21 protein-coding genes are annotated in these 22,236 nt (G+C 66.8%); 5 read left to right on the plus strand and 16 right to left on the minus strand.

Going from position 1 to position 22,236, the window contains the following annotated elements:
• Positions 1–22 precede the first annotated feature (22 nt).
• The 7 genes from nrdF to AL755_RS12730 all read right to left on the minus strand — a co-directional run bounded on the left by nrdF (position 23) and on the right by AL755_RS12730 (position 6,837).
• Positions 23–1,000, minus strand: a complete 978-nt coding sequence (nrdF, locus tag AL755_RS12700; RefSeq protein ID WP_054011320.1) for a class 1b ribonucleoside-diphosphate reductase subunit beta — start codon at positions 998–1,000, stop codon at positions 23–25.
• Between the two features lie 113 nt (positions 1,001–1,113).
• Complete coding sequence (nrdE, locus tag AL755_RS12705; RefSeq protein ID WP_054011321.1) at positions 1,114–3,234, minus strand: class 1b ribonucleoside-diphosphate reductase subunit alpha; 2,121 nt, start codon at positions 3,232–3,234, stop codon at positions 1,114–1,116.
• A gap of 14 nt (positions 3,235–3,248) precedes the next feature.
• Positions 3,249–3,725 (minus strand): class Ib ribonucleoside-diphosphate reductase assembly flavoprotein NrdI, encoded by a 477-nt coding sequence (nrdI, locus tag AL755_RS12710; protein WP_054011322.1) that lies wholly within the window; start codon positions 3,723–3,725, stop codon positions 3,249–3,251.
• A 152-nt stretch (positions 3,726–3,877) separates the two neighbouring features.
• The gene (gene nrdH / locus AL755_RS12715) at positions 3,878–4,123 is read right to left on the minus strand and encodes a glutaredoxin-like protein NrdH (RefSeq protein WP_054013044.1); all 246 of its coding nucleotides are present in this window, start codon (positions 4,121–4,123) and stop codon (positions 3,878–3,880) included.
• Between the two features lie 304 nt (positions 4,124–4,427).
• Entirely contained in the window at positions 4,428–5,735 is a 1,308-nt protein-coding gene (locus AL755_RS12720) for an MFS transporter (RefSeq protein ID WP_082369254.1), read from the minus strand.
• Positions 5,732–6,292 carry a TetR/AcrR family transcriptional regulator gene (locus tag AL755_RS12725; protein ID WP_054011323.1) on the minus strand — a complete coding sequence of 187 codons (561 nt, stop codon included), beginning with the start codon at positions 6,290–6,292 and terminating at the stop codon, positions 5,732–5,734. Before AL755_RS12725 ends, AL755_RS12720 begins: the two co-directional genes overlap by 4 nt.
• The gene (locus AL755_RS12730; RefSeq protein ID WP_202813578.1) at positions 6,289–6,837 is read right to left on the minus strand and encodes a sugar O-acetyltransferase; all 549 of its coding nucleotides are present in this window, start codon (positions 6,835–6,837) and stop codon (positions 6,289–6,291) included. The genes AL755_RS12725 and AL755_RS12730 overlap by 4 nt, the downstream gene beginning before the upstream one ends.
• A 183-nt stretch (positions 6,838–7,020) precedes the next feature.
• Between AL755_RS12730 and AL755_RS12735 the strand changes: the two genes are divergently transcribed.
• Positions 7,021–7,995 (plus strand): LysR family transcriptional regulator, encoded by a 975-nt coding sequence (locus AL755_RS12735; protein ID WP_082369256.1) that lies wholly within the window; start codon positions 7,021–7,023, stop codon positions 7,993–7,995.
• Positions 7,949–8,395 carry an SRPBCC family protein gene (locus AL755_RS12740; protein WP_054011324.1) on the plus strand — a complete coding sequence of 149 codons (447 nt, stop codon included), beginning with the start codon at positions 7,949–7,951 and terminating at the stop codon, positions 8,393–8,395. The genes AL755_RS12735 and AL755_RS12740 overlap by 47 nt, the downstream gene beginning before the upstream one ends.
• Here the strand turns inward: AL755_RS12740 and AL755_RS12745 are convergent.
• From AL755_RS12745 to AL755_RS12755, 3 genes are all read right to left on the minus strand, one after another.
• Positions 8,392–9,855: an aldehyde dehydrogenase family protein gene (locus AL755_RS12745; RefSeq protein WP_054011325.1), complete on the minus strand. Its 1,464-nt coding sequence runs from the start codon at positions 9,853–9,855 to the stop codon at positions 8,392–8,394. The genes AL755_RS12740 and AL755_RS12745 overlap by 4 nt on opposite strands.
• 150 nt (positions 9,856–10,005) lie before the next feature.
• Positions 10,006–10,998, minus strand: coding sequence for a GDP-mannose 4,6-dehydratase (locus AL755_RS12750; RefSeq protein ID WP_107503847.1), 993 nt, complete (start codon positions 10,996–10,998; stop codon positions 10,006–10,008).
• A complete protein-coding gene (locus AL755_RS12755) occupies positions 10,995–12,227 on the minus strand; it encodes a UDP-N-acetylglucosamine--N-acetylmuramyl-(pentapeptide) pyrophosphoryl-undecaprenol N-acetylglucosamine transferase (protein ID WP_054011326.1) in 1,233 nt (410 codons plus the stop codon). Before AL755_RS12755 ends, AL755_RS12750 begins: the two co-directional genes overlap by 4 nt.
• Before the next feature lie 73 nt (positions 12,228–12,300).
• Between AL755_RS12755 and AL755_RS12760 the strand changes: the two genes are divergently transcribed.
• Positions 12,301–12,990, plus strand: coding sequence for a response regulator transcription factor (locus AL755_RS12760; protein ID WP_054013047.1), 690 nt, complete (start codon positions 12,301–12,303; stop codon positions 12,988–12,990).
• Positions 12,987–14,384 carry a sensor histidine kinase gene (locus AL755_RS12765; RefSeq protein ID WP_054011327.1) on the plus strand — a complete coding sequence of 466 codons (1,398 nt, stop codon included), beginning with the start codon at positions 12,987–12,989 and terminating at the stop codon, positions 14,382–14,384. Before AL755_RS12760 ends, AL755_RS12765 begins: the two co-directional genes overlap by 4 nt.
• A gap of 72 nt (positions 14,385–14,456) precedes the next feature.
• On the opposite strand, the gene metE is transcribed toward AL755_RS12765, so the two are convergent.
• Together metE and AL755_RS12775 are read right to left on the minus strand one after the other, a co-directional pair.
• Positions 14,457–16,772, minus strand: a complete 2,316-nt coding sequence (gene metE / locus AL755_RS12770) for a 5-methyltetrahydropteroyltriglutamate--homocysteine S-methyltransferase (RefSeq protein ID WP_054011328.1) — start codon at positions 16,770–16,772, stop codon at positions 14,457–14,459.
• Between the two features lie 56 nt (positions 16,773–16,828).
• On the minus strand, positions 16,829–17,797 hold the full coding sequence (locus AL755_RS12775; RefSeq protein WP_054011329.1) for a methylenetetrahydrofolate reductase: 969 nt from the start codon (positions 17,795–17,797) through the stop codon (positions 16,829–16,831).
• 451 nt (positions 17,798–18,248) lie between these two features.
• Between AL755_RS12775 and AL755_RS12780 the strand changes: the two genes are divergently transcribed.
• The gene (locus AL755_RS12780; protein ID WP_054011330.1) at positions 18,249–18,446 is read left to right on the plus strand and encodes a hypothetical protein; all 198 of its coding nucleotides are present in this window, start codon (positions 18,249–18,251) and stop codon (positions 18,444–18,446) included.
• Positions 18,447–18,475: 29 nt separating this feature from the next.
• Here the strand turns inward: AL755_RS12780 and AL755_RS12785 are convergent, their stop codons facing one another.
• From AL755_RS12785 to AL755_RS12800, 4 genes are all read right to left on the minus strand, one after another.
• On the minus strand, positions 18,476–19,687 hold the full coding sequence (locus AL755_RS12785; protein ID WP_054011331.1) for an ROK family transcriptional regulator: 1,212 nt from the start codon (positions 19,685–19,687) through the stop codon (positions 18,476–18,478).
• 171 nt (positions 19,688–19,858) lie between these two features.
• Positions 19,859–21,043, minus strand: a complete 1,185-nt coding sequence (locus AL755_RS12790; protein ID WP_082369259.1) for a class I SAM-dependent methyltransferase — start codon at positions 21,041–21,043, stop codon at positions 19,859–19,861.
• Positions 21,044–21,105: 62 nt separating this feature from the next.
• Positions 21,106–21,522: a YchJ family protein gene (locus AL755_RS12795; protein ID WP_054011332.1), complete on the minus strand. Its 417-nt coding sequence runs from the start codon at positions 21,520–21,522 to the stop codon at positions 21,106–21,108.
• Entirely contained in the window at positions 21,489–22,217 is a 729-nt protein-coding gene (locus tag AL755_RS12800) for a FadR/GntR family transcriptional regulator (RefSeq protein WP_054011333.1), read from the minus strand. The genes AL755_RS12795 and AL755_RS12800 overlap by 34 nt, the downstream gene beginning before the upstream one ends.
• Between the last annotated feature and the right edge of the window lie 19 nt (positions 22,218–22,236).

Raw genomic sequence — 22,236 nt, forward strand, 5'->3', positions numbered from 1 at the left:
GCGCGCATCCAGGCCAAGGGGCTTAGAAGTCCCAGTCCTCGTCTTCGGTGTTGACGGCCTTGCCGATCACGTAGGAGGAGCCGGAGCCGGAGAAGAAGTCGTGGTTCTCGTCGGCGTTCGGGGACAGGGCGGAGAGGATGGCCGGGTTCACGTCGGTCACGGCGGACGGGAACATGGCCTCGTAACCGAGGTTCATGAGCGCCTTGTTGGCGTTGTAGTGCAGGAACTTCTTGACGTCCTCGGCCAGGCCCACGGCGTCGTAGAGGTCGTGCGTGTACTGGACCTCGTTCTCGTAGAGTTCGTACATGAGCTCGAAGGTGTATTCCTTCAGCTCCGCCTTGCGCTCCTCGGAGAGGCCCTCCAGGCCCTTCTGGTACTTGTAGCCGATGTAGTAGCCGTGCACGGCCTCGTCGCGGATGATGAGGCGGATCAAATCGGCCGTGTTTGTCAGCTTGGCGCGTGAGGACCAGTACATGGGCAGGTAGAAGCCGGAGTAGAACAGGAAGGACTCCAGCAAGGTGGAGGCAATCTTGCGCTTGAGCGGATCGTCGCCGTAGTAGTACGACTCGATGATCTGCGCCTTCTTCTGCAGGTTCGGGTTCTCCACGGACCAGCGGAAGGCCTCGTCGATTTCCTTCGTGGAGCACAGGGTGGAGAAGATCGAGGAGTAGCTCTTGGCGTGCACCGATTCCATGAACGCAATGTTCGTGTAGACGGCCTCCTCGTGCGGGGTGATGGCGTCCGGAATCAGCGAGACGGCGCCCACGGTGCCCTGCAGGGTGTCCAACAGGGTCAGGCCGGTGAACACGCGCATGGTGAGCAGCTGCTCGTCCGGGGTCAGCGTGGCCCAGGACTGGACGTCGTTGGACAGCGGCACCTTTTCCGGCAGCCAGAAGTTGTTGACCAGTCGGTTCCAGACTTCAACGTCCTTCTCGTCCTGGATGCGGTTCCAGTTGATGGCCGCAACGTGGCTCGCCAACTTCAGCTTGTCCGGTGTCATGGTGGCTTTTCTCCCTTGTATGAATCTCGGTGGCCGCTCAGGGCCCAGTCAATCTTAAGCCAAAGGCACGACGGCGGGTGACTCCCGCCGTCGTGCTCTTCAGTTGTGCGGTGCTACAGCATGCAGCTGACGCAACCCTCTACTTCGGTCCCTTCCAACGCGAGCTGGCGCAGACGGATGTAGTAGATGGTCTTGATGCCCTTCTTCCAGGCGTAGATCTGGGCCTTGTTGATGTCACGCGTGGTGGCGGTGTCCTTGAAGAACAACGTCAGGGACAGGCCCTGGTCCACGTGCTGCGTGGCGGCGGCGTAGGTGTCGATGACCTTTTCGAAACCAAGCTCGTACGCGTCCTGGTAGAACTCCAGGTTGTCGTTGGTCAGGTACGGGGCCGGGTAGTACACACGGCCCAGCTTGCCTTCCTTGCGGATTTCGATCTTCGAGGCCACCGGGTGGATCGAGGACGTGGAGTTGTTGATGTAGCTGATGGAACCGGTGGGCGGGACGGCCTGCAGGTTCTGGTTGTAGATGCCGTGCTCCATGACGGAGGCCTTCAGCTCACGCCAGTCATCCTGGGTGGGGATGTGGATGCCGTCGAACAGCTCGGCAACGCGGGCCGTGGCCGGAACCCATTCCTGGTCCGTGTACTTGTCGAAGAACTCGCCCGAGGCGTACTTGGACTTCTCGAAACCGGCAAAGGTGGAACCGGTCTCCATGGCGATCAGGTTTGACGCCCGGATGCAGTGGTACACCACGGTGTAGAAGTAGATGTTCGTGAAGTCCAGGCCCTCTTCGGAGCCGTAGTGGACCCGCTCGCGGGCCAGGTAGCCGTGCAGGTTCATCTGGCCCAGGCCAATCGCGTGCGACTGGTCGTTGCCCTTGGCGATCGACGGGACGCTGGTGATGTTGGACATGTCCGAGACCGCGGTCAGCGTGCGGATGGAGGTCTCGATGGTGCTGCCGAAGTCCGGGGAGTCCATGGCCTTGGCAATGTTCAACGACCCCAGGTTGCAGGAGATGTCCTTGCCGGTCTCGTCGTAGGAGAGGTCATCGTGGTAGCTGGTGGGCTGGGAAACCTGCAGGATCTCGCTGCACAGGTTGCTCATGATGATCTTGCCGTCGATCGGGTTGGCGCGGTTCACCGTGTCTTCGAACATGATGTACGGGTAGCCGGACTCGAACTGGATCTCGGCGAGGGTCTGGAAGAACTCGCGGGCCTTGATCTTGGTCTTCTTGATCCGGGCGTCGTCCACCATCTCGTAGTACTTCTCGGTGACCGAGATGTCGGAGAACGGCACGCCGTAGACCTTTTCGACGTCGTACGGGGAGAACAGGTACATGTCCTCGTCGCGCTTGGCCAGCTCAAAGGTGATGTCCGGAACCACAACACCCAGGGAGAGGGTCTTGATGCGGATCTTCTCATCGGCGTTTTCACGCTTGGTGTCCAGGAAGCGGTTGATGTCGGGGTGGTGGGCGTGCAGGTACACGGCCCCCGCACCCTGGCGGGCGCCCAGCTGGTTGGCGTAGGAGAAGCTGTCCTCGAGGAGCTTCATGACGGGGATGACGCCGGAGGACTGGTTCTCGATCTGCTTGATCGGGGCGCCGACCTCGCGGATGTTGGTCAGCGCGAACGCCACGCCGCCGCCGCGCTTGGACAGCTGCAGTGCGGAGTTGATGGAGCGGCCGATCGATTCCATGTTGTCTTCGATGCGCAGCAGGAAGCAGGAGACCAGCTCGCCGCGCTGGCGCTTGCCGGCGTTCAGGAAGGTGGGGGTGGCCGGCTGGAAGCGGCCGCCGATGATCTCGTCGACCATCTTCATGGCCAGGGCCTCGTCGCCGCGGGCCAGGTGCAGGGCCACCATGCAGACGCGGTCCTCGTAGCGCTCCAGGTAGCGGTTGCCGTCAAACGTCTTCAACGTGTAGGACGTGTAGAACTTGAACGCGCCCAGGAACGTCTCGAAGCGGAACTTCTTCTTGTACGCGTGGTTGTAGAGGTCGCGGATGAAGCTCATCGTGTACTGGTCAAGCGTCTCGCGCTCGTAGTACTCGTTCTCCACCAGGTAGTCCAGCTTTTCTTCCAGGTCGTGGAAGAACACGGTGTTGTTGTTCACGTGCTGCAGGAAGTACTGGCGCGCGGCGGCGCGGTCGGCGTCAAACTGGATCTCGCCCTTGGAGTTGTACAGGTTGAGCATGGCGTTCAGCTCGTGATAGCCAAGGCCTTCCCACGCTGCGGGCATATCCTTTGACGCCTTCACGGCTGCGCCTTGAGCTGTGACAATCGTGTCCAAAATTCTTCCAATCCTTCGTGAACGCGGTCCACGTCTTCCGACGTGCCCATCAGTTCAAAACGGTATAAATGCGGTACCTTGCACTTCGCCGAGACAATGTCCCCGGCAAGGCAATACGTTTCTCCAAAATTCGTGTTCCCGGCGCCGATGACGCCGCGGATCAGGCCCCTGTTGGCCTCAACGTTGAGGAACTTGATGACCTGCTTTGGCACTGCCCCGTGGCCGGCATCCCCGCCATACGTTGGCAGGACCAGCACATAGGGCTCCTGGGCCACCAGTGTGTCTTCATGGGTGTAAACGGGCAGCCGTGCCGCTTCCATTCCCAACTTCTCAACAAATCTGTGAGTGTTCTCGGAGGTGGAGGAAAAGTAGACCAAACGGCTCCATGTGCGCCGCTCGGTTTCCCGGGCAACAGCGAGGGGTGCTGCTACGGCTGGCATGCTTTTCACTTCCTGCGGTACTTAATTGCTGCTGCACATAATGGCTGCGGTACTTATTTGCTGCTGTGGGGCCGACCTTGTGACGGTCAGCCCCACCCTGATGCGCCTGGGCGCATGAAATTATTGCCGGCGGGCGCCTGTCCCGCCGGAGGTCACGCTACGTTCGACGTGGCGTCCTGGTTGATCTCGGCGATCTTGTCCGGGCGGAAGCCCGACCAGTGGTCGGCGTCGGTGATGACGACGGGGGCCTGCTGGTAGCCAAGGCTCAGCACCCGCTCCAGGGCGGCGGGGTCGGCCGTGATGTCCACGCTCTGGTACGTGATGCCTTTTTTGTCCAAAGCCCGGTAGGTGGCGTTGCACTGGACGCATGCTGGCTTGGTGTAAACCGTGACGGTCATGATCGAGATCCCCTTGTCGTAAAGCGCTGTCTTGAGGTAGCTTTTGCGGCCGCGTGCGGCCTGCTTACTGTCGGTGTGTCCTGACAACGTTTGCTAGGGCCTCACCAGCGTGCCGGGCGTTGGCCCGAATTGCTTGATTTGCTGTATTTGATACTACATGTAGTGCAAGCCTCCGGGAACGACCCCAACATGATGTATTACAAGTATGTCATTTTATGCACCGGTAGTCCACAGCTTTAAAGAGTTAAAAGCGCAGAAATCCAAGCTTTAACCCCCGTCTATCCACAGGCTGTGGAGTAGTTAATCACTTAATTTCGGACGGCGTGTCGAGCGGTTCCGGCGTGTCGCCGGTGGTGTCGCCGGTGGTGTCGGTGCCGGCTACATGTGGTGCGGGACGCCGGGCCAGCACGGGTGAGAACGCCAGGACCATGACGCCGGCCAGCGGCACCACCAAGAGGCCCGTTCGCAGGCTCGTGGCGTCGGCAACGGCGCCCACGATGGGAGGCGAGAACAGGAACGCCAGGCGCATGAGCCAGCTCACCACCGTCAGCCCCGTGCCGGCGGGGAGCCCGGGCAGCGAGTCCGCGGCGTGCATGGCGGCGGGCACCAGGGTGGCCACGCCCAGGCCGGCCGCGGCGAAGCCGGCGATCGTGCCGGGCACCGTGGGGACCAGCAGGGCGACTCCCATGCCGATCGACACGATCACCCCGCCCGCTTGTGCCACGGCCCGCGGGCCCCAGCGGTCCACGAGCCGGTCCCCCACGAGCCGGCCGAGGAATTCGGCACCGACCAGGGCCACGAAACCCATGCCGGCGAGGGCCACGGGCGCACCAAGGCTGCCCGAAAGGTAGACGGAGGACCAGGTGCTGCCCGCATCCTCCACGAGCGTGCTGCCCGCGGCGATCACCACCAGGGCCACCAGGATCAGGTAGGTGCGCACGCGATGCGGGCGGCGGGCCGCGACCGGACCACCCGGCGCGCCGGGGCCGACGTCGACCCCGGTAACCGCCCGCGGCTCCGGTCCGGCCAACAACAGGCCCAGGCAGGAAAGCGCGATCGCCGCAAAGAACGCCCCCGACACGGCCAGGTGCAGTCCAAGCGGGACGCCCAGCCCCGCCGCGGCCGCTCCCATCAATCCGCCGAACACCGCGCCCGCACTCCAGACGGCGTGGAAGGAGTTCAGGATGGAGCGGCCGTACAGCTTTTGTACCCGCAGGCCGTGCGAGTTTTGGGCCACGTCCGTGATGGCGTCCATGGCGCCGCCCAGGCAGAGTGCCACGGCAAAGACCACCCCGGACGGTGCCATGCCGGCCAGCATGATGCCCACGGCCGTCAACACGGTTCCGGCCACGGCAACCCGGGAGGAATGGAACCGGCGGATCAGGAATCCGGAGGCAAGCCCCGCGGCCAGGGCGCCGGCGGGGAAGCACGCTACGGCAAGTCCGAACTCGGCGTTGGAGAGGCCCAGGGCGACCTTGATGGCCGGGTAGCGCGGAATCAGGTTGGCAAACAAGGCGCCGTTGGTGAAGAAGAGGGCGGCAACTGCCACCCGCGCCCTGCGCTGCTCCCGAGTTGGAGCCTTAGCGGTGCGGCTCACGGCGGTGGGGCTCATGGCGTGCCGACCATTCGGTGGACCGCCTCGCGGACGGTGGTTTCGGAGAGCGGGGAGATGGCCAGCACCCGGTGGATGGAGAGCCCCTCGATCAGCGCATCGAGCATCACCGTGGTGTTGTCGTCAAAGTGCCGGGCCAGGGCGGCCCGGCTGCGGGCCATCCAGGCGTCGGTGACCCGGCGCAAGCCGGGGCGCCTGGCCGCAAGCGCGTAGAGCTCGTAGGTCAGGAGCGCGTTGCGCCGGGTACCCAGGAGGTCGCCGGTGATGAGGGCGACGACGGCCTCGCACGCCTCCGCCTTGCTGTCCGCGGCGGCGAGGGCTTGTTCGAAACCGTCGGCGGTCATGGTGGCGAGCTTGGTGAAGGCGACGGCCAGGAGGTCGTCGATGCCGTCGAAGTGGTAGGTCATGGAGCCCAGCGGGACGCCGGCCGCCTCGGCGACCTTGCGGTGGGTGGTGCCGGCCACGCCGTGTTCGGCAATGACGTCGAGGGTGACGTCGATCAGCCGTTCGCGCCGGTCGGGTTCGTGGCGGCGGGTGGCCGGCTCCCCCGGGGTCACGGCAGGGTCCGCACTACCCGTGCGGGGTTGCCGACGGCCACGGTATTGGCGGGCAGGTCGCGGGTCACGACGCTTCCGGCGCCCACCACGGTGTTCTCGCCGATCGTGACGCCGGGGAGCACGATGACTCCCCCGCCGAGCCACGCGTTGTCGCCGATGGTGATGGGTTTGGCGGCCTCCCACTTGGCGCGGCGGAGCTCCGGGTCGGTGGGGTGGGTGGGTGTCAGGAGTTGCACGTTCGGCCCCATCATGACGTCGGCGCCGATCGTGATGGGTGCGACGTCGAGGGCCGTGAAGTTGTAGTTGATGAAGGTTCCGGCACCGATCGTGATGTAGCTGCCGTAGTCCACGTACAGGGGCGGGCGGATTTCGACGTCGGGGGCGCAGGAGCCGAGCAGTTCCTCCAGGATTTCCCTGGCCGCCGCGGGGTCGGCCGTCCACGTGCGCGAATACTCCTCGGCCAGGAGCATGCCGCGCCGTGCGGCTTCGCCGAGTTCCGGGTCAACGGCCTGGTAGAGGTCTCCCGCTTCCATGCGTTCGCGCATGGTGCGGCCGTCTCGGGTGTCTATTTCAGGGTTCAAGGGGTTCTTCCGTCCGGTCGACTACTATGTGTACAAATGTACACATAGGACCGGATGCCTGTAAACGCCTACGTGTGGCACCCGGGCCATCCCCCGCCTGCGCTTATGCTTGCAGGACAAGCCACATCGGTGCGCGAAGGAGCCTGCGTGATCAACCCCATCCACCTGAAGACCCTGCTCGAGGTGGTCCGCCGGGGATCCTTCGCCGCGGCCGCCACGCAACTGGGGTACACGGCGTCGGCCGTTTCACAGCAGATGGCCGCCCTGGAACGCGACACAGGAGTGACGCTCTTTGCCCGCAGCGCCCGCAGCGTCCTGCCCACGGATGCCGCGCTCGTGATGAGCCGGCATGCCGCAAAGGTCCTGACCGACATTGACGCGCTGCTCGCGGCCAGCTCACGCACCGAGGCCGGCACCAGCCAGGAACTGCGGCTGGGCATCTTCCCGTCACTGGCCACCTATGTACTGCCGCGGCTGTTGCGCAGCCCGCTCTGGCCCGACCTTGGCATCAACCTGCACGTCTCGGTCGGCGAGCCGCAGCAGACCATCGCCGGGTTGCGCAGCGGCGGCGACCTGGACGTCGCCCTGGTCTACCAGGTGGGCCAGGCCGGGCTCGCATGGCCCAACACCATCAACCGGCAGTGGATTGGCGACGACAACTTCCGGGTGGTGCTGCCCAAGTCCTGGGGCATCCGGGCCGGCGCCGAGGTGGCCGCCGCACAATTATCCGACATGCCCTGGATCATGCACCACCCCGGGACCAGCGACGCGACCGTGATCGAGCGGCTGTTCGCCAGTTGCAACCTGCATCCCCGCGTGGCCGCCTACAGCGACGACTTCAACGCAAGCCTCGAACTTGCCTCGGTGGGCTTGGGGGCCGCCCTGGTCCCGGAGCTCGCCCTGGCGCGCCGGCCCGAGAACGTGGTGGTGCTGGACGTGCCGGAGATTCGCCTGGCCCGCAACATTTTCGCCCTGATCATCAACGACAAACGCACGGCACGGATTGAGGTTTTTGTGGACAAGCTTGCAGGGATCCTGCACGAGCTCACGCGCACCAGCACGGTGGGGCGGGACGATGACGGTACGTTTTACGCTGACCACCACCACGGACATTTCCGTTGAGGAGCTGTTTCGGCGCTCCCTGAACATCGATGACCATGTTGCGTCGATGGCGGGCTCCGGGGAGAGTGCCGTGGCCGGCGTGGTTGCGGGCCAGATCGGGCTCGGCGAAACCGTCACGTGGCGGGCCCGGCACTTTGGCGTCCGCTTCCGCATGACGAGCGTGATCTCCGCCCTGGATGCCCCCCACCGCTTCGTGGACCACCAGGTGCGGGGCCCGTTCAAGGCCTTCCACCACGAGCACCTCTTTGCCGCCGCGAACGGCGTGACCACCATGACGGACACCATCACCTTCACGGCGCCGTTCGGGATCGTGGGCAGGCTGGCCGAGCGCCTGGTGCTGGGCCGGTACCTGGAGAAGCTTATCGGCGAGCGCAACACCTATTTGTGCAGGGAGTCCTAGTCGTTGGGTGTTGCCGTATTCTTGCGGAACTTCCTTGCCGGTGCCACGAACCGTTTGATGAGCTGGTGTTTGACGCGTCCGAAGGGCGGGTAGATCAGCGTCAGCGTGTCCGGTGCCAGCGTCTTCTCCAAGACCGCCTTGTGGTGGGAGAAGGTGTCGAGGGAGTGGCGTCCGTGGTAGTTGCCCATGCCGCTCTCCCCCACCCCGCCGAAGGGCAGGCCGGGGACGGAGAGGTGGGCCACGGGGACGCCGAAGTTCAGGGCGCCCGATGACGTCTCCTGGGTAAAGGCGTCCCGCACCCCCGGGTCTTCGCTAAAGACATACAGGGAGAGCGGCTTGTCCCGTCCGTTGATGAAGTCGATGGCCTCCCGGGTTGAGGAGACGGTGACCAGGGGCAGCACGGGTCCGAAGATCTCCGCGTCCATGAGTGCGGCGTGCGCGTCGACGTGGATCACGGTCGGTTCAATGTAGCGGGTTGCGGCGTCGCTGCCACCGCCGCTGACGAGGGCGGAGCCGGCGTCGTCCTTGAGGTCTTCGGCCAACAGTCCGGTCACGCGCGTATAGGCGGCGTCGTTGACCATGCGTCCGTAGTCGAGGCTGTGTTGCGGGTCCTGCCCGTAGAGGGCGTGGATGGCGGCGGGCAGTTCGTGGGCCAGCTTGGCCAGGGCCGCGTCGGTGCCCAGCACATAGTCGGGGGCCACACAGGTTTGACCGGCGTTCATGAATTTGCCCCAGGCGAGGCGGGCGGCGGCGGCGCGGATGTCGACGGTCTCGTCGATGAACACCGGGGACTTGCCGCCCAGCTCCAAGGTGACCGGGGTCAGGTGCTTCGCGGCGGCGGCCATGACGATCCTTCCCACGCGGCCGTTGCCCGTGTAGAAGATGTGGTCAAAGCGCTGCTGGAGCAGCGCGGTGGTTTCCGGCACGGCGCCCTCCACGATGGAGACGGCACCTGCCAGGTAGTCGGGGACCCAGCGTGCCAGTGCCGCCGAGCTTGCCGGCGCGAGCTCACTGGGCTTGGCGACGACGACGTTCCCGGCTGCGAGCGCGCCGATGACCGGTGCCAGGAGGAGTTGTAGGGGGTAGTTCCAGGGGGCAATGACGAGGACGACGCCGAGCGGGTCCAGGACGGTGGATGCCTTGGCGGGTTGGAGGGACAGCGGCACGGCCGCCTTGCGCGGGGCGAGCCATTGGTCCAGGTGCTTGATCGTATGGCTGATCTCCGCCGTGAGGAAGCCGATTTCGGTCAGCCAGGCCTCGGTGGGATGTTTGCCAAGGTCGGCTGCGAGCGCGGCCAGGAAGTCCTCGCGGTGGTCCAGCAGCATTTGATTCAACGCCTTGAGCTGGTTCAGGCGCCAGGACAGCGGCTTGCTGGCCCCTGTGTTGAACAGTGCACGGGCGGCGTCCACCGTTGCGGCGATTGTTGTGGTGGCGGTCAGGTCCAGTTGCTGTGCGCTCATGGACACAATCTACTCCCCGGGGATCGACACACCCCGGAAAGTGCGGTTTTCGGCCATTGTAAAAAATTCGAATATTTATTCGAATTTGCCGTTTGGGAGGGCAGCGGCGGGCGGCCGCCGTCGAACGGTCAACGGCGGCCGCCCCTCCGCCTACACGGCGTAGCTTGCGCTGACGTCGCCTCGGGTCTGGATCCAGCGGGAGGTGGCTTCGAGCCCTGCCCGCAAGGTGACTTCCGGTTCCCACCCCGTGAGTTCCTTGGCGAGGGAGTTGTCCGAGAGCAGCCGGTGCACCTCGCTGCCCGTGGGGCGCATCCGCTGCGGGTCGCTGACGATGCGTGCATCCCTGCCGGAGATCTCAATCAGCAGTTCCACGAGCCTGCCAATGCTGATTTCGCTCCCCGTCCCCAGATTGATGGCACGTCCAAGGGCCTTCTCACTGGCACCGATGGCCATGAAGCCGCGGGCGGTGTCGGTGGCGAAGGTGAAGTCGCGGGTGGGGGTGAGCGAGCCGAGCTTGATCTCCGTGGCTCCCCCGTGCAGTTGTTGCAGGATCGCGGGGATGACGGCCCGGGCCGACTGCCGGGGTCCGTAGGTGTTGAAGGGCCGGCAGATGGCAACGGGAACCTCGAAGCTGTGCCAATACGAGAGCGCGAGCATGTCGGCCGAGATCTTGCTGGCCGAGTAGGGCGATTGCGGCTGGAGCGGATGGCTTTCACTGATGGGTGCCGTCAGGGCCGTGCCGTAGACCTCGGAGGTGGAGGTGTGGACCAGGCGCGCACCAAAGCGGCGGCAGGCGGCGAGGACGTTGTGCGTGCCCACCACATTTGTTTGCACATAGGAATCCGGTGCCGTGTAACTGTAGGGGATGCCAATCAGCGCCGCCAGGTGGAAGACGGTATCGACACCCTCGACGGCGGCGTACACGCTGACGGGGTCCCGCACGTCCCCCGTCAGCAGCTCCACGTTGGGGTGGTCCGCATACCCGGCGAGGAAGCCCTTCTCGGCGTAGGGCTTGTAGTGGGTGAATGCCCGGACCCGGCAGCCGGCCTGCACCAGTTCATCGACAAGCGTTGAGCCGATGAATCCTTCCGCGCCGGTGACCAGGACGAGCCGGCCGGCCCAATGGTTGCGTTCGTTCATCATGGTGTCTCCTTGGGTGTTGGGGAATGAAGGGTTTGGGTTTGGCTGCGGGCTGCTTGGTGGTTGCGTGCCAGTTCGATGGCCCACTCCGCCATGGCGTCGGCCGCCCGGGCGTGTTCGGCCGAGCGCATCGCCTGGGCCCTGCGCTCCAGCTCTTCGGGGTCCGCCAACAGCACGCCCAGTTCGCCGGCCAGCCTGACCCCGGTGAGTTCACTGTCCGCCACCATGACGGCGCCGCCACAGTCGACGAGGACCTCGGCATTGTGGCGCTGGTGGTCCCCGGCCGCCCATGGATGGGGAATGAGTACCGCGGGCAGGCCGATATGGGCCAGTTCGGCGACGGTTGCGGCACCTGCACGTCCCACCATCACATCGGCGGCGGCGTAGACCAGATCCATCCGGTCCATATAGGCCACGACCCTGGTGTTCCGGCCCGCCCCGGCTGCGTCGATTCGCCCAACCGTGGATTCATAGTCGGCGGGGCCGGTCTTGATGAGCAGCATGATGTCCGTCCGGTCCCGCCACAGCGCCGCCAGTTCGATGGCCGCCGTCGTCAGGCTCCGGGCACCCTGGCTGCCGCCGTTGACGACGACGAGCCGTTGCCCCGGTGCCACGCCGAGGGATCGGAGGGCCCCGGCCCGCAGCGAGGTGCGGTCCATGGCCGCCACGGCGGGCATCAGGGGCACTCCCACCCGGCGGATCTCCCTGCCCCGGGTGGGCAGGTGGTTTTGGGCGTGGTCGAAGGCGATGCCGATGTGGCGGGTCAGCACGGCCGCGAGCTGGTTGGCTTTCCCGGAACGCGCGTTGGATTCGTGGATGAGCCGTGGAACCCCCGCCAGCCAGGCCCCGACAATGGCGGGGGCACTGGGGTAGCCGCCCATGCCGATCACCAGGTCCACCCCGTCCCTGCGGAAGCGCCGGGCGCAGTCAATCCCGGCCCTGAGCAGATATGCCGGCAACGCGAAACGGCGCCACCCCATGGAGGCGGCGAACGGGATCATGGTGCTCGTGGCCAGTTCGTACCCATGCCTTGGCACGAGGTCCCCCTCCAGGCCGCGGTCGGTGCCGGCAAAGCTGATCTCCGCGTCCGGAACCCGTTTGTGGATGGCGTCGGCAATGGCCAGTCCCGGGTAGATGTGCCCGCCCGTGCCCCCTGCGCCGATGACGATCCGAAGACCGGCCGGGTCCGCCCGGGGTCCGGAAGCTGCCTGTGTGGCGTTGAAAGTTGTCATGGCCCAAGCGTGGCCGGCGATTATGAGCCATTCCTTAAATCCATCCCGCACCGTCCGGCTAAACTCGGTGATCATGACGACGACCGCCGCGTGCCGCATCCTGCTGGTGGATGACGATCCCGAGATCCTGTTGTCCCTGGGCACCGCCCTGGGCCTGGAGGGATATGAGGTCCTGACCGCCACCAACGGGCTGGAAGCCCTGGAAGTGACGCTGCGGGAAGACCCGGATGCCCTGGTCGTCGATGTCACGATGCCCGGCACGGACGGCTTGACCCTGTGCCGCCAGCTGCGGGCCGCCGGCGACCGGGTCCCGATCCTGATGCTCACGGCGCGGGTCAGCGTCAACGAACGCGTCGAAGGCCTGGACGCCGGAGCCGACGACTACCTGGGCAAACCCTTCGACCTGGCCGAACTCCTGGCCCGGCTGCGCGCCCTGGTCCGCCGCGCCTACCCCGAACCGGTCAGCGCGCTCGGATACGCGGACCTGACCCTGGATCCGGAGAGCCGGAGCGCCACCCGGGCCGGCCGGTACATCGAGCTCAGCCACACCGAATTCGCGCTCCTGCGCGTGCTGGTCGAACACGCGGGCCAGACGCTCACCCGCTCCCAGATCTCCGACGCCATCTGGGACACGGACTTCGGGCCCGCCTCCAACGCCCTGGAGGTGTATGTGTCCTACCTGCGACGGAAACTCGAGGAAGGCGGCGGCTCCCGCATGGTGCACACCGTCCGCGGCATCGGCTACCGGATGGCCGAACAGTGACCCGACACCTTCCCGGCCGGCCGTGGACCTTGCGGACCCGGCTGGCCATGACGATCGCCCTGGTCATGGCCGTGGTCATTGTCGCCTTCACGAGCCTCATCTACCTGTTCACGAGCAGTGAAATGAAGGACCAGCTTGACCAGTCGCTGCAAAGCGAATCAACCCGCGTCACCAGGCTCGTGGAGGCAAAGACCGATTGGACGGCCAGCGGCTACTGCGAAGTCGTCGGCTCCCCGGCCTGCAGCAAGGTCATCGGCAGCAAGGACGCGCCCGGGGACAACGGCAAGGACCTGCCCGTCACCGACGCCGCACTCGGAGTGGCCGCCGGCACCCACCGCCCGTTCTACGCCAACACCACGGTCAACGGCGCAGGGGTCCGGATGCTTGTCACCCCGCTCAGCGAGGACCGGGCGTTGCTGACAGGCCTGCCCACGGCACCCGTGGACACGGCCATTGCCAGGCTCGCCATCATCCTGGTGGGTTTCGCCGTCGTGGGAGTCTTCATTGCCGGGATCGGCGGCTACCTCAGCGCCCGGCACGGCTTGCGTCCCGTGCGCAGCCTCACCGAGACGGCGGAGCGGGTCGCCGCCACCCGGAACGCCGGGCACAGGATCGGCGTCGAGGGCACCGACGAATTGGGACGGCTGGCCGCCGCCATGAACACCATGCTGGCGGAGCTTGAATCGGCCCAGAACGCCCAGCGCCAGCTTGTCGCCGACGCCTCGCATGAGCTGCGCACCCCTTTGACGAGCCTTCGGACGAACCTGGAACTCCTCGAGCGGGCGGACCTCACCGACACCCTGCGTGCGGATCTCCAGGCCGGCGTGCGGCGCCAAATGGTTGGCATGGGCGCCCTGGTCGAGGACCTCATTGAACTGGCCCGGGGCGAGGAGCACATCGCCGCCGACGACGTCGAAATGCAGAGCCTGCTGCGGCATTGCCTTGAGCGGGCCGCGCAAAACCGGCCCGGCATCACGTATCGGCTTGCTTCCCCTGCAAAGGCCCACGACGACGGCCCCGAGGCGGCCGAGCCGCTCTGCCTGGTGTCCGGCGACGCACCTCGGCTGGCCCGGCTCATCAACAACCTGCTCGACAACGCCGGAAAGTTCAGCCCGCCCGGTGAAACCGTCACGGTCACGGCCACCACCCACGGGCAGGAAATGGAGATCACTGTCCAGGACCGTGGGCCCGGTTTTGCCGGCGAGGAACTGGGCATGGTCTTTGAGCGCTTCTACCGCTCGGCCACGGCCCGGGGGCTACCAGGCTCCGGGCTGGGGCTGGCCATCGCGAAGCAGACGGTGCTGGCCCATGGCGGCACCATCGAGGCGGCCAACACCGGCGTGGGCGCCGCGGTCACGGTACACCTTCCCCTGGCAGCTGCGTCCACACCTTAAAGAGAACGACGGCGTTCCCCTCCCCCGCGAAAGGGGGTGGGGAACGCCGTCGAACGTCAAACGGTCAGCGCGTTAGACGAGCTGTGCGCGGACTTCCTTGGTGGCGGCCACCAGGTTGCGCAGGGATTCCTCGGTCTCGGCGTAGCCGCGGGTCTTCAGGCCGCAGTCCGGGTTGACCCAGAGCTGGCGGGCCGGGACGTGCTTGACGGCGGTGCCCAGCAGTTCGGAGACCTCGGCCTGGCCGGGGACGCGGGGGCTGTGGATGTCGTAGACGCCCGGACCCACGCCGCGGCCAAAGCCGTGCGCTTCGAGGTCATTCACGACGTCCATGCGGGAGCGGGCGGCCTCGATGGAGGTGACGTCGGCGTCCAGGCCGTCGATGGCGTCGATGATGACACCGAATTCGGAGTAGCACAGGTGCGTGTGGATCTGGGTGCCGTCAACGGCACCGGCGGTGGAGAGGCGGAAGGAGTTCACGGACCAGTCCAGGTACGCGGCCTGGTCGGCCTTGCGCAGGGGCAGCAGCTCGCGCAGGGCGGGCTCGTCCACCTGGATGACCTTGATGCCGGCGGCTTCGAGGTCCGCGATCTCGTCGCGCAAGGCCAGGCCCACCTGGTTGGCGGTCTCGCCCAGGGGCTGGTCGTCGCGGACGAAGCTCCAGGCGAGGATCGTGACGGGGCCCGTGAGCATGCCCTTCATGGGCTTGTTGGTCAGCGACTGGGCGTATTCGGCCCACTCCACCGTGATGGCCTTCTCGCGGGTCACGTCGCCCCACAGGATGGACGGGCGGGTGCAGCGGCTGCCGTAGGACTGGACCCAGCCGTGGACCGTGACGTCGAAGCCCTCGAGGTTCTCGGCGAAGTACTGGACCATGTCGTTGCGCTCGGGCTCGCCGTGCACCAGCACGTCAAAGCCGAGTTCTTCCTGCAGGTCCACGACGCGCTTGATCTCATCCTTCATCAGCTGCGAGTACTGCTCGGCCGTGATGGCGCCCTTGTTGGCGCGTGCACGGGCGCTGCGGATCTCGCTGGTCTGCGGGAAGGAGCCGATCGTGGTGGTGGGCAGCGGCGGCAGCTGCAGGGCGGCTTCCTGGGCGGCCTCGCGGACGGCAAAGTCGGAGCGGTTGAAGTCGGCCGGGGTCAGGGCGGCCAGGCGGGCGCGCACCTCGGGGCGCTTGACGCCGGCCGCGGTGGCACGGGAGGCGATGATCGCGGAGGCTTCGGCGATGGCCGCGGCGGACGACGCCGGGTCCGCCAGGTGGCCGGCAAGGGTCACCACTTCGGTGACCTTCTGGTCGGCGAACGCCAACCAGCTGCGCAGCTCGGCGGACAGCTTGACCTCTTCCTCGACGTCGTGCGGGACGTGCTGGGTGGAGGTGGAGGTGGATACCGTGACGTCCACGCCGGCGGCCTTGAGGGCGTCCAGCTTGGCGGCGGCGGCGGCGAGGTCGTTGCGCCAGATGTTGTGGCCGTCCACGACGCCGGCAACCACTGTCTTGCCGGCCAGCAGGGCCAGCTCGTCGGTGGAGGGCACGGCGCCCTTGAAGGCGTCGATGTGCAGGGCCTCGATGTTGGCGGCAGCCAGGGTGGGCAGCAGTTCGCTCAGCGCACCGAAGGGGGTGGAGACCAGGATGGCCGGGCGCACGGCTGCGGCCGTGAGGACCTCGTAGCTGCGGGCCACGGCGGCCTGGATCTCGGCGACCGGCACGTCCTGGTCGGCAACCAGGGCGGGCTCGTCCAGCTGGACCCAGGTGGCGCCGGCGGCGGCCAGGCGGGAGAGCAGTTCCGCGTAGACGGGCAGGACGTCCTCGAGGCGGGACAGCGGGGAGAAGCCGGCGGGGGCGTCGTCGGAGGCCTTGCTCAGCAGCAGGTAGGTGACCGGGCCCACCAGGTAGGGGCGGGTCACAAAGCCGTTGGCCTTGGCGAATTCAAACTGCTCCACGATGCGGTTGGAGGTCACGGAGAAGTTCGTCTCCGGGCCGATTTCCGGCACCAGGTAGTGGTAGTTCGTGTCGAACCATTTGGTCATTTCCAGTGGCTGCTGCTCCACGGTGCCGCGGGCCAGGGTGAAGTAGGCGTTGATGTCCAGCTCGCCGGCGGCGTTGCGCAGCTCGCCGAAACGGGCCGGGACGGCGCCGATGTGCGTCGTGGCGTCGAGGACCTGGTCGTAGTAGGAGAACGTGCCGGGGATCGCGGCGGCCTCGTTCAGGCCCAGGTCGGAGAGGCGGCGGGCGGTGGTCAGCTGGATTTCCTTGGCGGCGGTGTCCAGGGCGGCCTCGTCGATGGACCCGGCCCAGAACGCTTCGATGGCCTTCTTCAGTTCGCGGCGGCGGCCGATGCGCGGGTAGCCGAGGAGGGACGCAGCGGGGAATGTGGGGGTGTTGCTCATGGGGTTTATCCTTCGGGTTATTGATGCGGGTTCTTTACTACAGGGCCGGGAGGGTCTCAGGCCTGCACAAGTTCGGGGGCGGCGGGGCGGCGTCCCACGGCGGGACGGCTGGGGCGCAGCAGTTGCAGTTTGTCCAGGACGTCCAGCGCGGCTGCGTGTTCGTTGAACGTATAAAGGTGGATGCCGGGGGCGCCGGCGTCGAGGGCGGCACGGGCCAGGTCGACCGTGGCGGCCACACCGATCCGGCGGCTTTCGGCGGCGTCGTCGGCCCGGCCCAGCGCGTCAAGGAGCTTCGGGTCCGGTTCGACGCCGGTCAGCACGCCCAGGCGTTCCACCCGGCGCAGGCTTGTCAACGGCATGACGCCGGGAATGATCGGGATGCTGACCCCGGCACGGCGGGCCCGGGTCACCAGGTCCTTGTATTGGTCGGCGTGGAAGAACACCTGGGTGATGGCGAAGTCGGCGCCGGAGCGCTGCTTGGCCAGCAATACCTCAACGTCGTGCTCGATGGAGGGCGATTCCGGGTGCTTGGCCGGGTAGGCGGCCACACCGATCGCAACCTTGCCGGCGCACAGCAGGGCCGAGCGGCGCTGCTCCACGCGGCGGATCAGTTCAATCAAATCCTGGGCGTAGGCGAGCGAGCCGGGCTTGCGGGCCGCCGCGGGGTCCTTGGGCAGGTCCCCGCGCAGCGCCAGGATGCCGCGCACCCCGTGGTCCAGCAGTTCCGAGATGATTTCGGCCAGCTCGTCGGCCGTGGTGCCCACGCAGGTCAGGTGCGCCAGGGGCCGCAGGGACGTCTCGGTCAGCAGCCGGTGCGAAAGCTCGAGGGCCGTGTCCCGGTTGCTGCCGTTGGCGCCGTACGTGACGGCGACGTAGTCGGGGTTGGTGCTTTCCAGTTCCCGGATGGTGGCCCACAGCGAGGCTGCTGCGGCTTCATTGCGGGGCGGGAACAGTTCATAGGACAGCGCGATCGGGGCGCTGGCGGGTGTTGAAGCTGTCGCCTGAATAAGGCTGGGTGGGGACATTTGCTGATCCTTGACGATGGGTTGCCGGGCAACTCCAACGGTGTCTAGAACACCCATGGCGTGCACAGCAAGTTTCTTGAGGTGGGGGCGGGCAAACGTCAATACGGTCACGGCGCATGGCCGTTCTTGACGTGCTCCGCCAGCAAATGTCAGACCCACATGGGGGCACCCACACCCCTGTCCATGACAGGGGTCGCTGACACACGTTGAGGAACTAACGTGTTACCAACTTTACGCATGCGTGCGCCACCCGGCAAACCCGGCGTCGAATTTCAGCACGTTTTTACGTAACATGACCGTCAATTTGATTCATCCGAGGCAACATAGTGCGGTTACGCCGAACTTTCCGGCGTTGTCCGGCTCACACGGCGAGGTGCGACGCCGGGGCAAACCCGCCGGAAGTTCCCGCCGCGCCCTGTCCAGGACGGGGGCGCGGTATTAGGGTGTGAGCATGAAACAGTTGCCAGCTGCCTACGAAGAGTACCTGCAGGACAAGGACGAGGCGTTCATCGCCACCATCAGGCCGATTCTGCAACAGTCCACCGCCGATGGGCGCGAGGGCGTGCGGGTCGTCATGGACCCGGGCGTGCTCCAGGCCCACCTTGACGACTCCATCCCGTTCGGGCAGATCGTGGAGGACGTGGACTAGCTGGATTTATTGGCTGGTTTGCAGGCCGGCTAGTTTGCCGGCTTCGCGTCCAGCAGCAGCTGGGCGGCGTTGGGGCTGAAGGTTTTTTCCATGACCAGGCAGGCCGCCCCAAAGGCGCCCTCCCCCATGCTGACCTTGGTGCCGGCTACGTCCACGGAATGCACATTGGTGGTGACGCTGAGGCGTTTGAGGTGCCCGGGCACCTGGGCCAGGTACGTGGGTGCCAGGTCCGGCCAGAACGGGCCGCCAAAGACCACCCGGTCCACATCCAAAAGGTTCGTGAGCACCGAAACCGCCCCGGCGAGGCGGCTGGCCGAGCGGGCCAGCACCCCGGCGGCGTCGGGGTTTCCGTCCGCTGCGGCCGCGGCCAGGGCGGCCAGCTCCTCCGGCAGCGAGCCCGGGTGCAGCGGGTCGGCCGCGGGCAGTACGCCCAGTTCCCGGGCCTCGGCCACCAGGGTCTCGGGCATGTTGGTGACCTTGACGCAGCCGCGGCGGCCGCAGTCGCATTCGGGCCCGTCGGGGTCGGTGATGATGTGGCCGATTTCCCCGACATTGCCGGACGCGCCGCGGATCACTTCGTCGCCCAGCACCAGGCCGGCACCGATCCCCGTGCCGATGTACACGAAGACAAAGTTGGGGGCGCTGCCTGCGGACCCGGTCCACAGTTCGGCGACGGCCGCCGCCGTCACGTCCTTGTCCATGACCACGGGCAGCCCGGTGGCCTCGGCCAGGATGTCGCGCAGCGGCACCCTGGTCCAACCGGGCATGTGGGGCGGGGCCACCACGGTGCCGTTCGCGGCGTCGACGGGGCCGGGGGTGGCAACACCGACCCCGGCGATCCGGGACTCGTCGATGCCGGAGCCGGCAATCAGGGTGCGGATCTCCTCCCCCATGGCGGCAACGGCGTCGGCCGGGGTGCTGCGCAGATCGGTTTGCCGCGCACGGGAGGCCAGCACGGTTCCCACGGCGTCGATCAGGGCGAAGCTTGTCAGGGCGGGGTCGATGCGGACACCCACCGCGTACATGCCACGGGGGTTCAGGCGCAGGATGGTGCGGGGCTTGCCGGGGCCGGAGGTTTCCTTGCCCGCTTCCATGATGAGTTCGGCGTCCAGGAGCCGGCGGCAAATGTTGGACACGGTTTGTGCGGCCAGTCCGGCGGAGGCTGCCAGTTCCACCCGGCTCAGGCCCTCCTCGGAGCGGCGAATCGAGTCCAGGATGACCGCCTGGTTGAAGTCACCCATCTTGGGTAAATTCGTGCCACGACGCCGCTGCGGGAAACCAACCTCGGGAAAACCCAACACATCTCCTAGACCATGAACGATTCAGGGTGCCGACAAGTGCACCCCCATTTCCCCCCGTGACAGATTACCGTGTTGCGCGCCGCACACCGCACACGCCACGGACGGGGCGGGTCAGTCCCGGGTCCTGACGGAGACGGCCACGGTGAATTTGCTGTTGCGGCCGGTGATCGTGGTGGGGCCCACCCGGGCGTCCAGCTGGGCCCGGTAGTCAAGGTGGCGGTTGTACACGGTCCACAGTTCCCCGCCCGGGGCCAGGACGCGGGCGGCGGCGTCGAAGAGTTTCAGGGCGATGCCGGCATGGACGGTGGCGCCGACGTGGAAGGGCGGGTTGAGGACCACCAGCTGGGCCGAGCCGGGCTCGAAGCCGGCCAGGGCGTCGTCCCTGACGGTCGTGATGCGCCCGGCCAGGCCGTTGGCCTCCGCGGTGGCGGCGGCCGAGGCGACGGCAGCCGCGGATTGGTCGGTGGCGCTCACGTGCAGATCGGGCCGGGCCGCGGCGAGGGCGGCCGCGATGGTTCCGTTGCCGCAGCCAAGGTCGATCGCGGTGACGGCGTCCCGGCGCATGTCCGGTTCAAAATCCAGCAGGAAGCGTGTGCCGATGTCCAGTTTCGTGCCGGCAAAGGTTGCCCCGTGCGCGCACAGCCACAGGCCCAGCGAATCGTTGAATTCCTTGTGCGGAAAGTCCGACGCCGGCGCATCGGGCCGCGGCCCGGCAACGGTGAGCAGGCGGGACTTGCGCCAGGCCCGGCCCGGCACCAGGGCCTGAAAGTACTTCCCCAGCACCGTGTTCATGGCCAGGGTCATGTGCTTGACGCGCCCGCCGGCGAAGACCTGCACGCCGGGGTCCGCGTGGGCGGCGATCAAGGCCGCGACCTCGGCGATTTCATCCAGCCCGCGCGGGAGCTGCCACAGCACCACGCGCGCGCCGGCAAAGAGCTCCCCTGTCAGCGGGGCGGAGGTGAAGGATTGTGCCAGGCCCAGGCGTTCGGCGTTGGCTGCGAGCGCCAGTTCGCCGGACAGCGGGTCCTGGTGGACGCGGATGCCGGTGAGTCCGTGGGTGGCTGCCGCGGCCAGGGTCAGGGCGCCGTAGCGGTCCCCCACGACGGCGACGCTTCCGTCCAGGCCCGTTGCGGCCAGTTGGGCGAGGGCATCGGCGGCTTCGGCGTGGATGAGTTCGTCGGTGGCGTCGTGGGCGAACAGGTTCTCCGCCTCGATGTCCGGGAACCGGCGAAGGGCCGTGAAGTCGAAGCCCCCGGTTTCCGGGTCGGTGGGGCCAAGGTACTGCGTGCCGTTCATACTGCCCTTTCATCCGTCCCCGGAGAGCGGGGCGCCTGCACCAGTTTAGCCGCGCCTGGACGCTAGCTGATGTCCAGGGCGTCCAGGTAGAGCCATTGCCGGCCCAGCCGCAGGAACCGGCTGGTTTCGGTCAGGGCGCCGCGTTCGCCGTCGTACCGGTAGCGGGCCGTGAACCTGACCACCCCGTCCGTGTCCCACGGGCCGCCGGCGCTGGTTTCCAGGATGTCCAGCCGGTACCACTGCTGTTCCGGGTCCAGTTCGAGGGAGGCCGGGCGGGTGTCGGGGTGCCAGGTGCGCAGCAGGTAGGCGGCATTGCCCGTGGCGAAGGCGGTGTAGCGCGAGCGCATCAGGGCCTCGGCCGTGGGCGGGTAACCGGCGCCTTCGGGGGCGTCAATGAAGCGCCCGCAGCAGGCCTCGTACGTGTCACCGCTGTTGCAGGGGCACCTCATGGCATCGGCAGCGTCTGTGCGTGGAACCATTCAATGTGCTCCTTCAGTGCGGCGGCGGCGGCCTCGCCGTCGTGGCCGGTGACGGCGGTGACGATGCCCCGGTGCTGCTGCCGGAGCGCCGGCACCATCTGCTGCCACATGGCGTCGGAGTCGATGGCGTCGCTGACGTAGCCCTGGATGGCCAGGCGCAGCGATTCCATCATGGCGGTGATCACCACGTTGCCGGCCAGGGAGCTGAGCAGCACATGGAATTGCGCGTCGAGCACGTGGAAGGCCTCCCGCTCGAGGTCCGGGTTGTCCATGGCCGCCATGAGGCCGCGCACCTGTTCGATCACCGCGGCGTCGTGGCTGCGGGCGGCCGCCTCGCGGGCCGCCCAGGTTTCCATCATGATGCGGGTTTGCACAATGTCGGCGACGGGGAAGAGGCTTGTGGCCATGTGCAGGCGCAGCGCGGAGCCAAGACCCGCGGAGGGGTTGGCAATGACCACGGTGCCGGACGCCGGGCCGGAGCCGACGGCGGTGCGCACCACGCCCATGACCTCAAGGATGCGGATGGCGTCCCGGACCGACGCCCGCGAGATACCGTGGATTTGGGCCAGCGCGCGCTCGCCGGGGATCTGGTCCCCGACCTTGATTTTGCCGCCCTTGAGGTCCGTTTCGATGCTGCGGAGAACGGCCTCGTAGCTGCGGGCGGCGGGGGCGCCGGGGGATTCATCGGATGTCACTGCACCATTTTCGCATTGT

The sequence above is a fragment of the Arthrobacter sp. ERGS1:01 genome, from assembly GCF_001281315.1.
Classification (GTDB): domain Bacteria; phylum Actinomycetota; class Actinomycetes; order Actinomycetales; family Micrococcaceae; genus Specibacter.

Bases quoted from the DNA above. Each gene is read 5' to 3' on its own strand.
- nrdF (WP_054011320.1), bottom strand. From the start codon at position 1,000: ATGACACCGGACAAGCTGAAGTTGGCGAGCCACGTTGCGGCCATCAAC.
- nrdE (WP_054011321.1), bottom strand. From the start codon at position 3,234: ATGCCCGCAGCGTGGGAAGGCCTTGGCTATCACGAGCTGAACGCCATG.
- nrdI (WP_054011322.1), bottom strand. From the start codon at position 3,725: ATGCCAGCCGTAGCAGCACCCCTCGCTGTTGCCCGGGAAACCGAGCGG.
- nrdH (WP_054013044.1), bottom strand. From the start codon at position 4,123: ATGACCGTCACGGTTTACACCAAGCCAGCATGCGTCCAGTGCAACGCC.
- AL755_RS12720 (WP_082369254.1), bottom strand. From the start codon at position 5,735: ATGAGCCCCACCGCCGTGAGCCGCACCGCTAAGGCTCCAACTCGGGAG.
- AL755_RS12730 (WP_202813578.1), bottom strand. From the start codon at position 6,837: ATGCGCGAACGCATGGAAGCGGGAGACCTCTACCAGGCCGTTGACCCG.
- AL755_RS12740 (WP_054011324.1), top strand. From the start codon at position 7,949: ATGACGGTACGTTTTACGCTGACCACCACCACGGACATTTCCGTTGAG.
- AL755_RS12745 (WP_054011325.1), bottom strand. From the start codon at position 9,855: ATGAGCGCACAGCAACTGGACCTGACCGCCACCACAACAATCGCCGCA.
- AL755_RS12750 (WP_107503847.1), bottom strand. From the start codon at position 10,998: ATGATGAACGAACGCAACCATTGGGCCGGCCGGCTCGTCCTGGTCACC.
- AL755_RS12755 (WP_054011326.1), bottom strand. From the start codon at position 12,227: ATGACAACTTTCAACGCCACACAGGCAGCTTCCGGACCCCGGGCGGAC.
- AL755_RS12760 (WP_054013047.1), top strand. From the start codon at position 12,301: ATGACGACGACCGCCGCGTGCCGCATCCTGCTGGTGGATGACGATCCC.
- metE (WP_054011328.1), bottom strand. From the start codon at position 16,772: ATGAGCAACACCCCCACATTCCCCGCTGCGTCCCTCCTCGGCTACCCG.
- AL755_RS12775 (WP_054011329.1), bottom strand. From the start codon at position 17,797: ATGTCCCCACCCAGCCTTATTCAGGCGACAGCTTCAACACCCGCCAGC.
- AL755_RS12780 (WP_054011330.1), top strand. From the start codon at position 18,249: ATGAAACAGTTGCCAGCTGCCTACGAAGAGTACCTGCAGGACAAGGAC.
- AL755_RS12785 (WP_054011331.1), bottom strand. From the start codon at position 19,687: ATGGGTGACTTCAACCAGGCGGTCATCCTGGACTCGATTCGCCGCTCC.
- AL755_RS12790 (WP_082369259.1), bottom strand. From the start codon at position 21,043: ATGAACGGCACGCAGTACCTTGGCCCCACCGACCCGGAAACCGGGGGC.
- AL755_RS12795 (WP_054011332.1), bottom strand. From the start codon at position 21,522: ATGGTTCCACGCACAGACGCTGCCGATGCCATGAGGTGCCCCTGCAAC.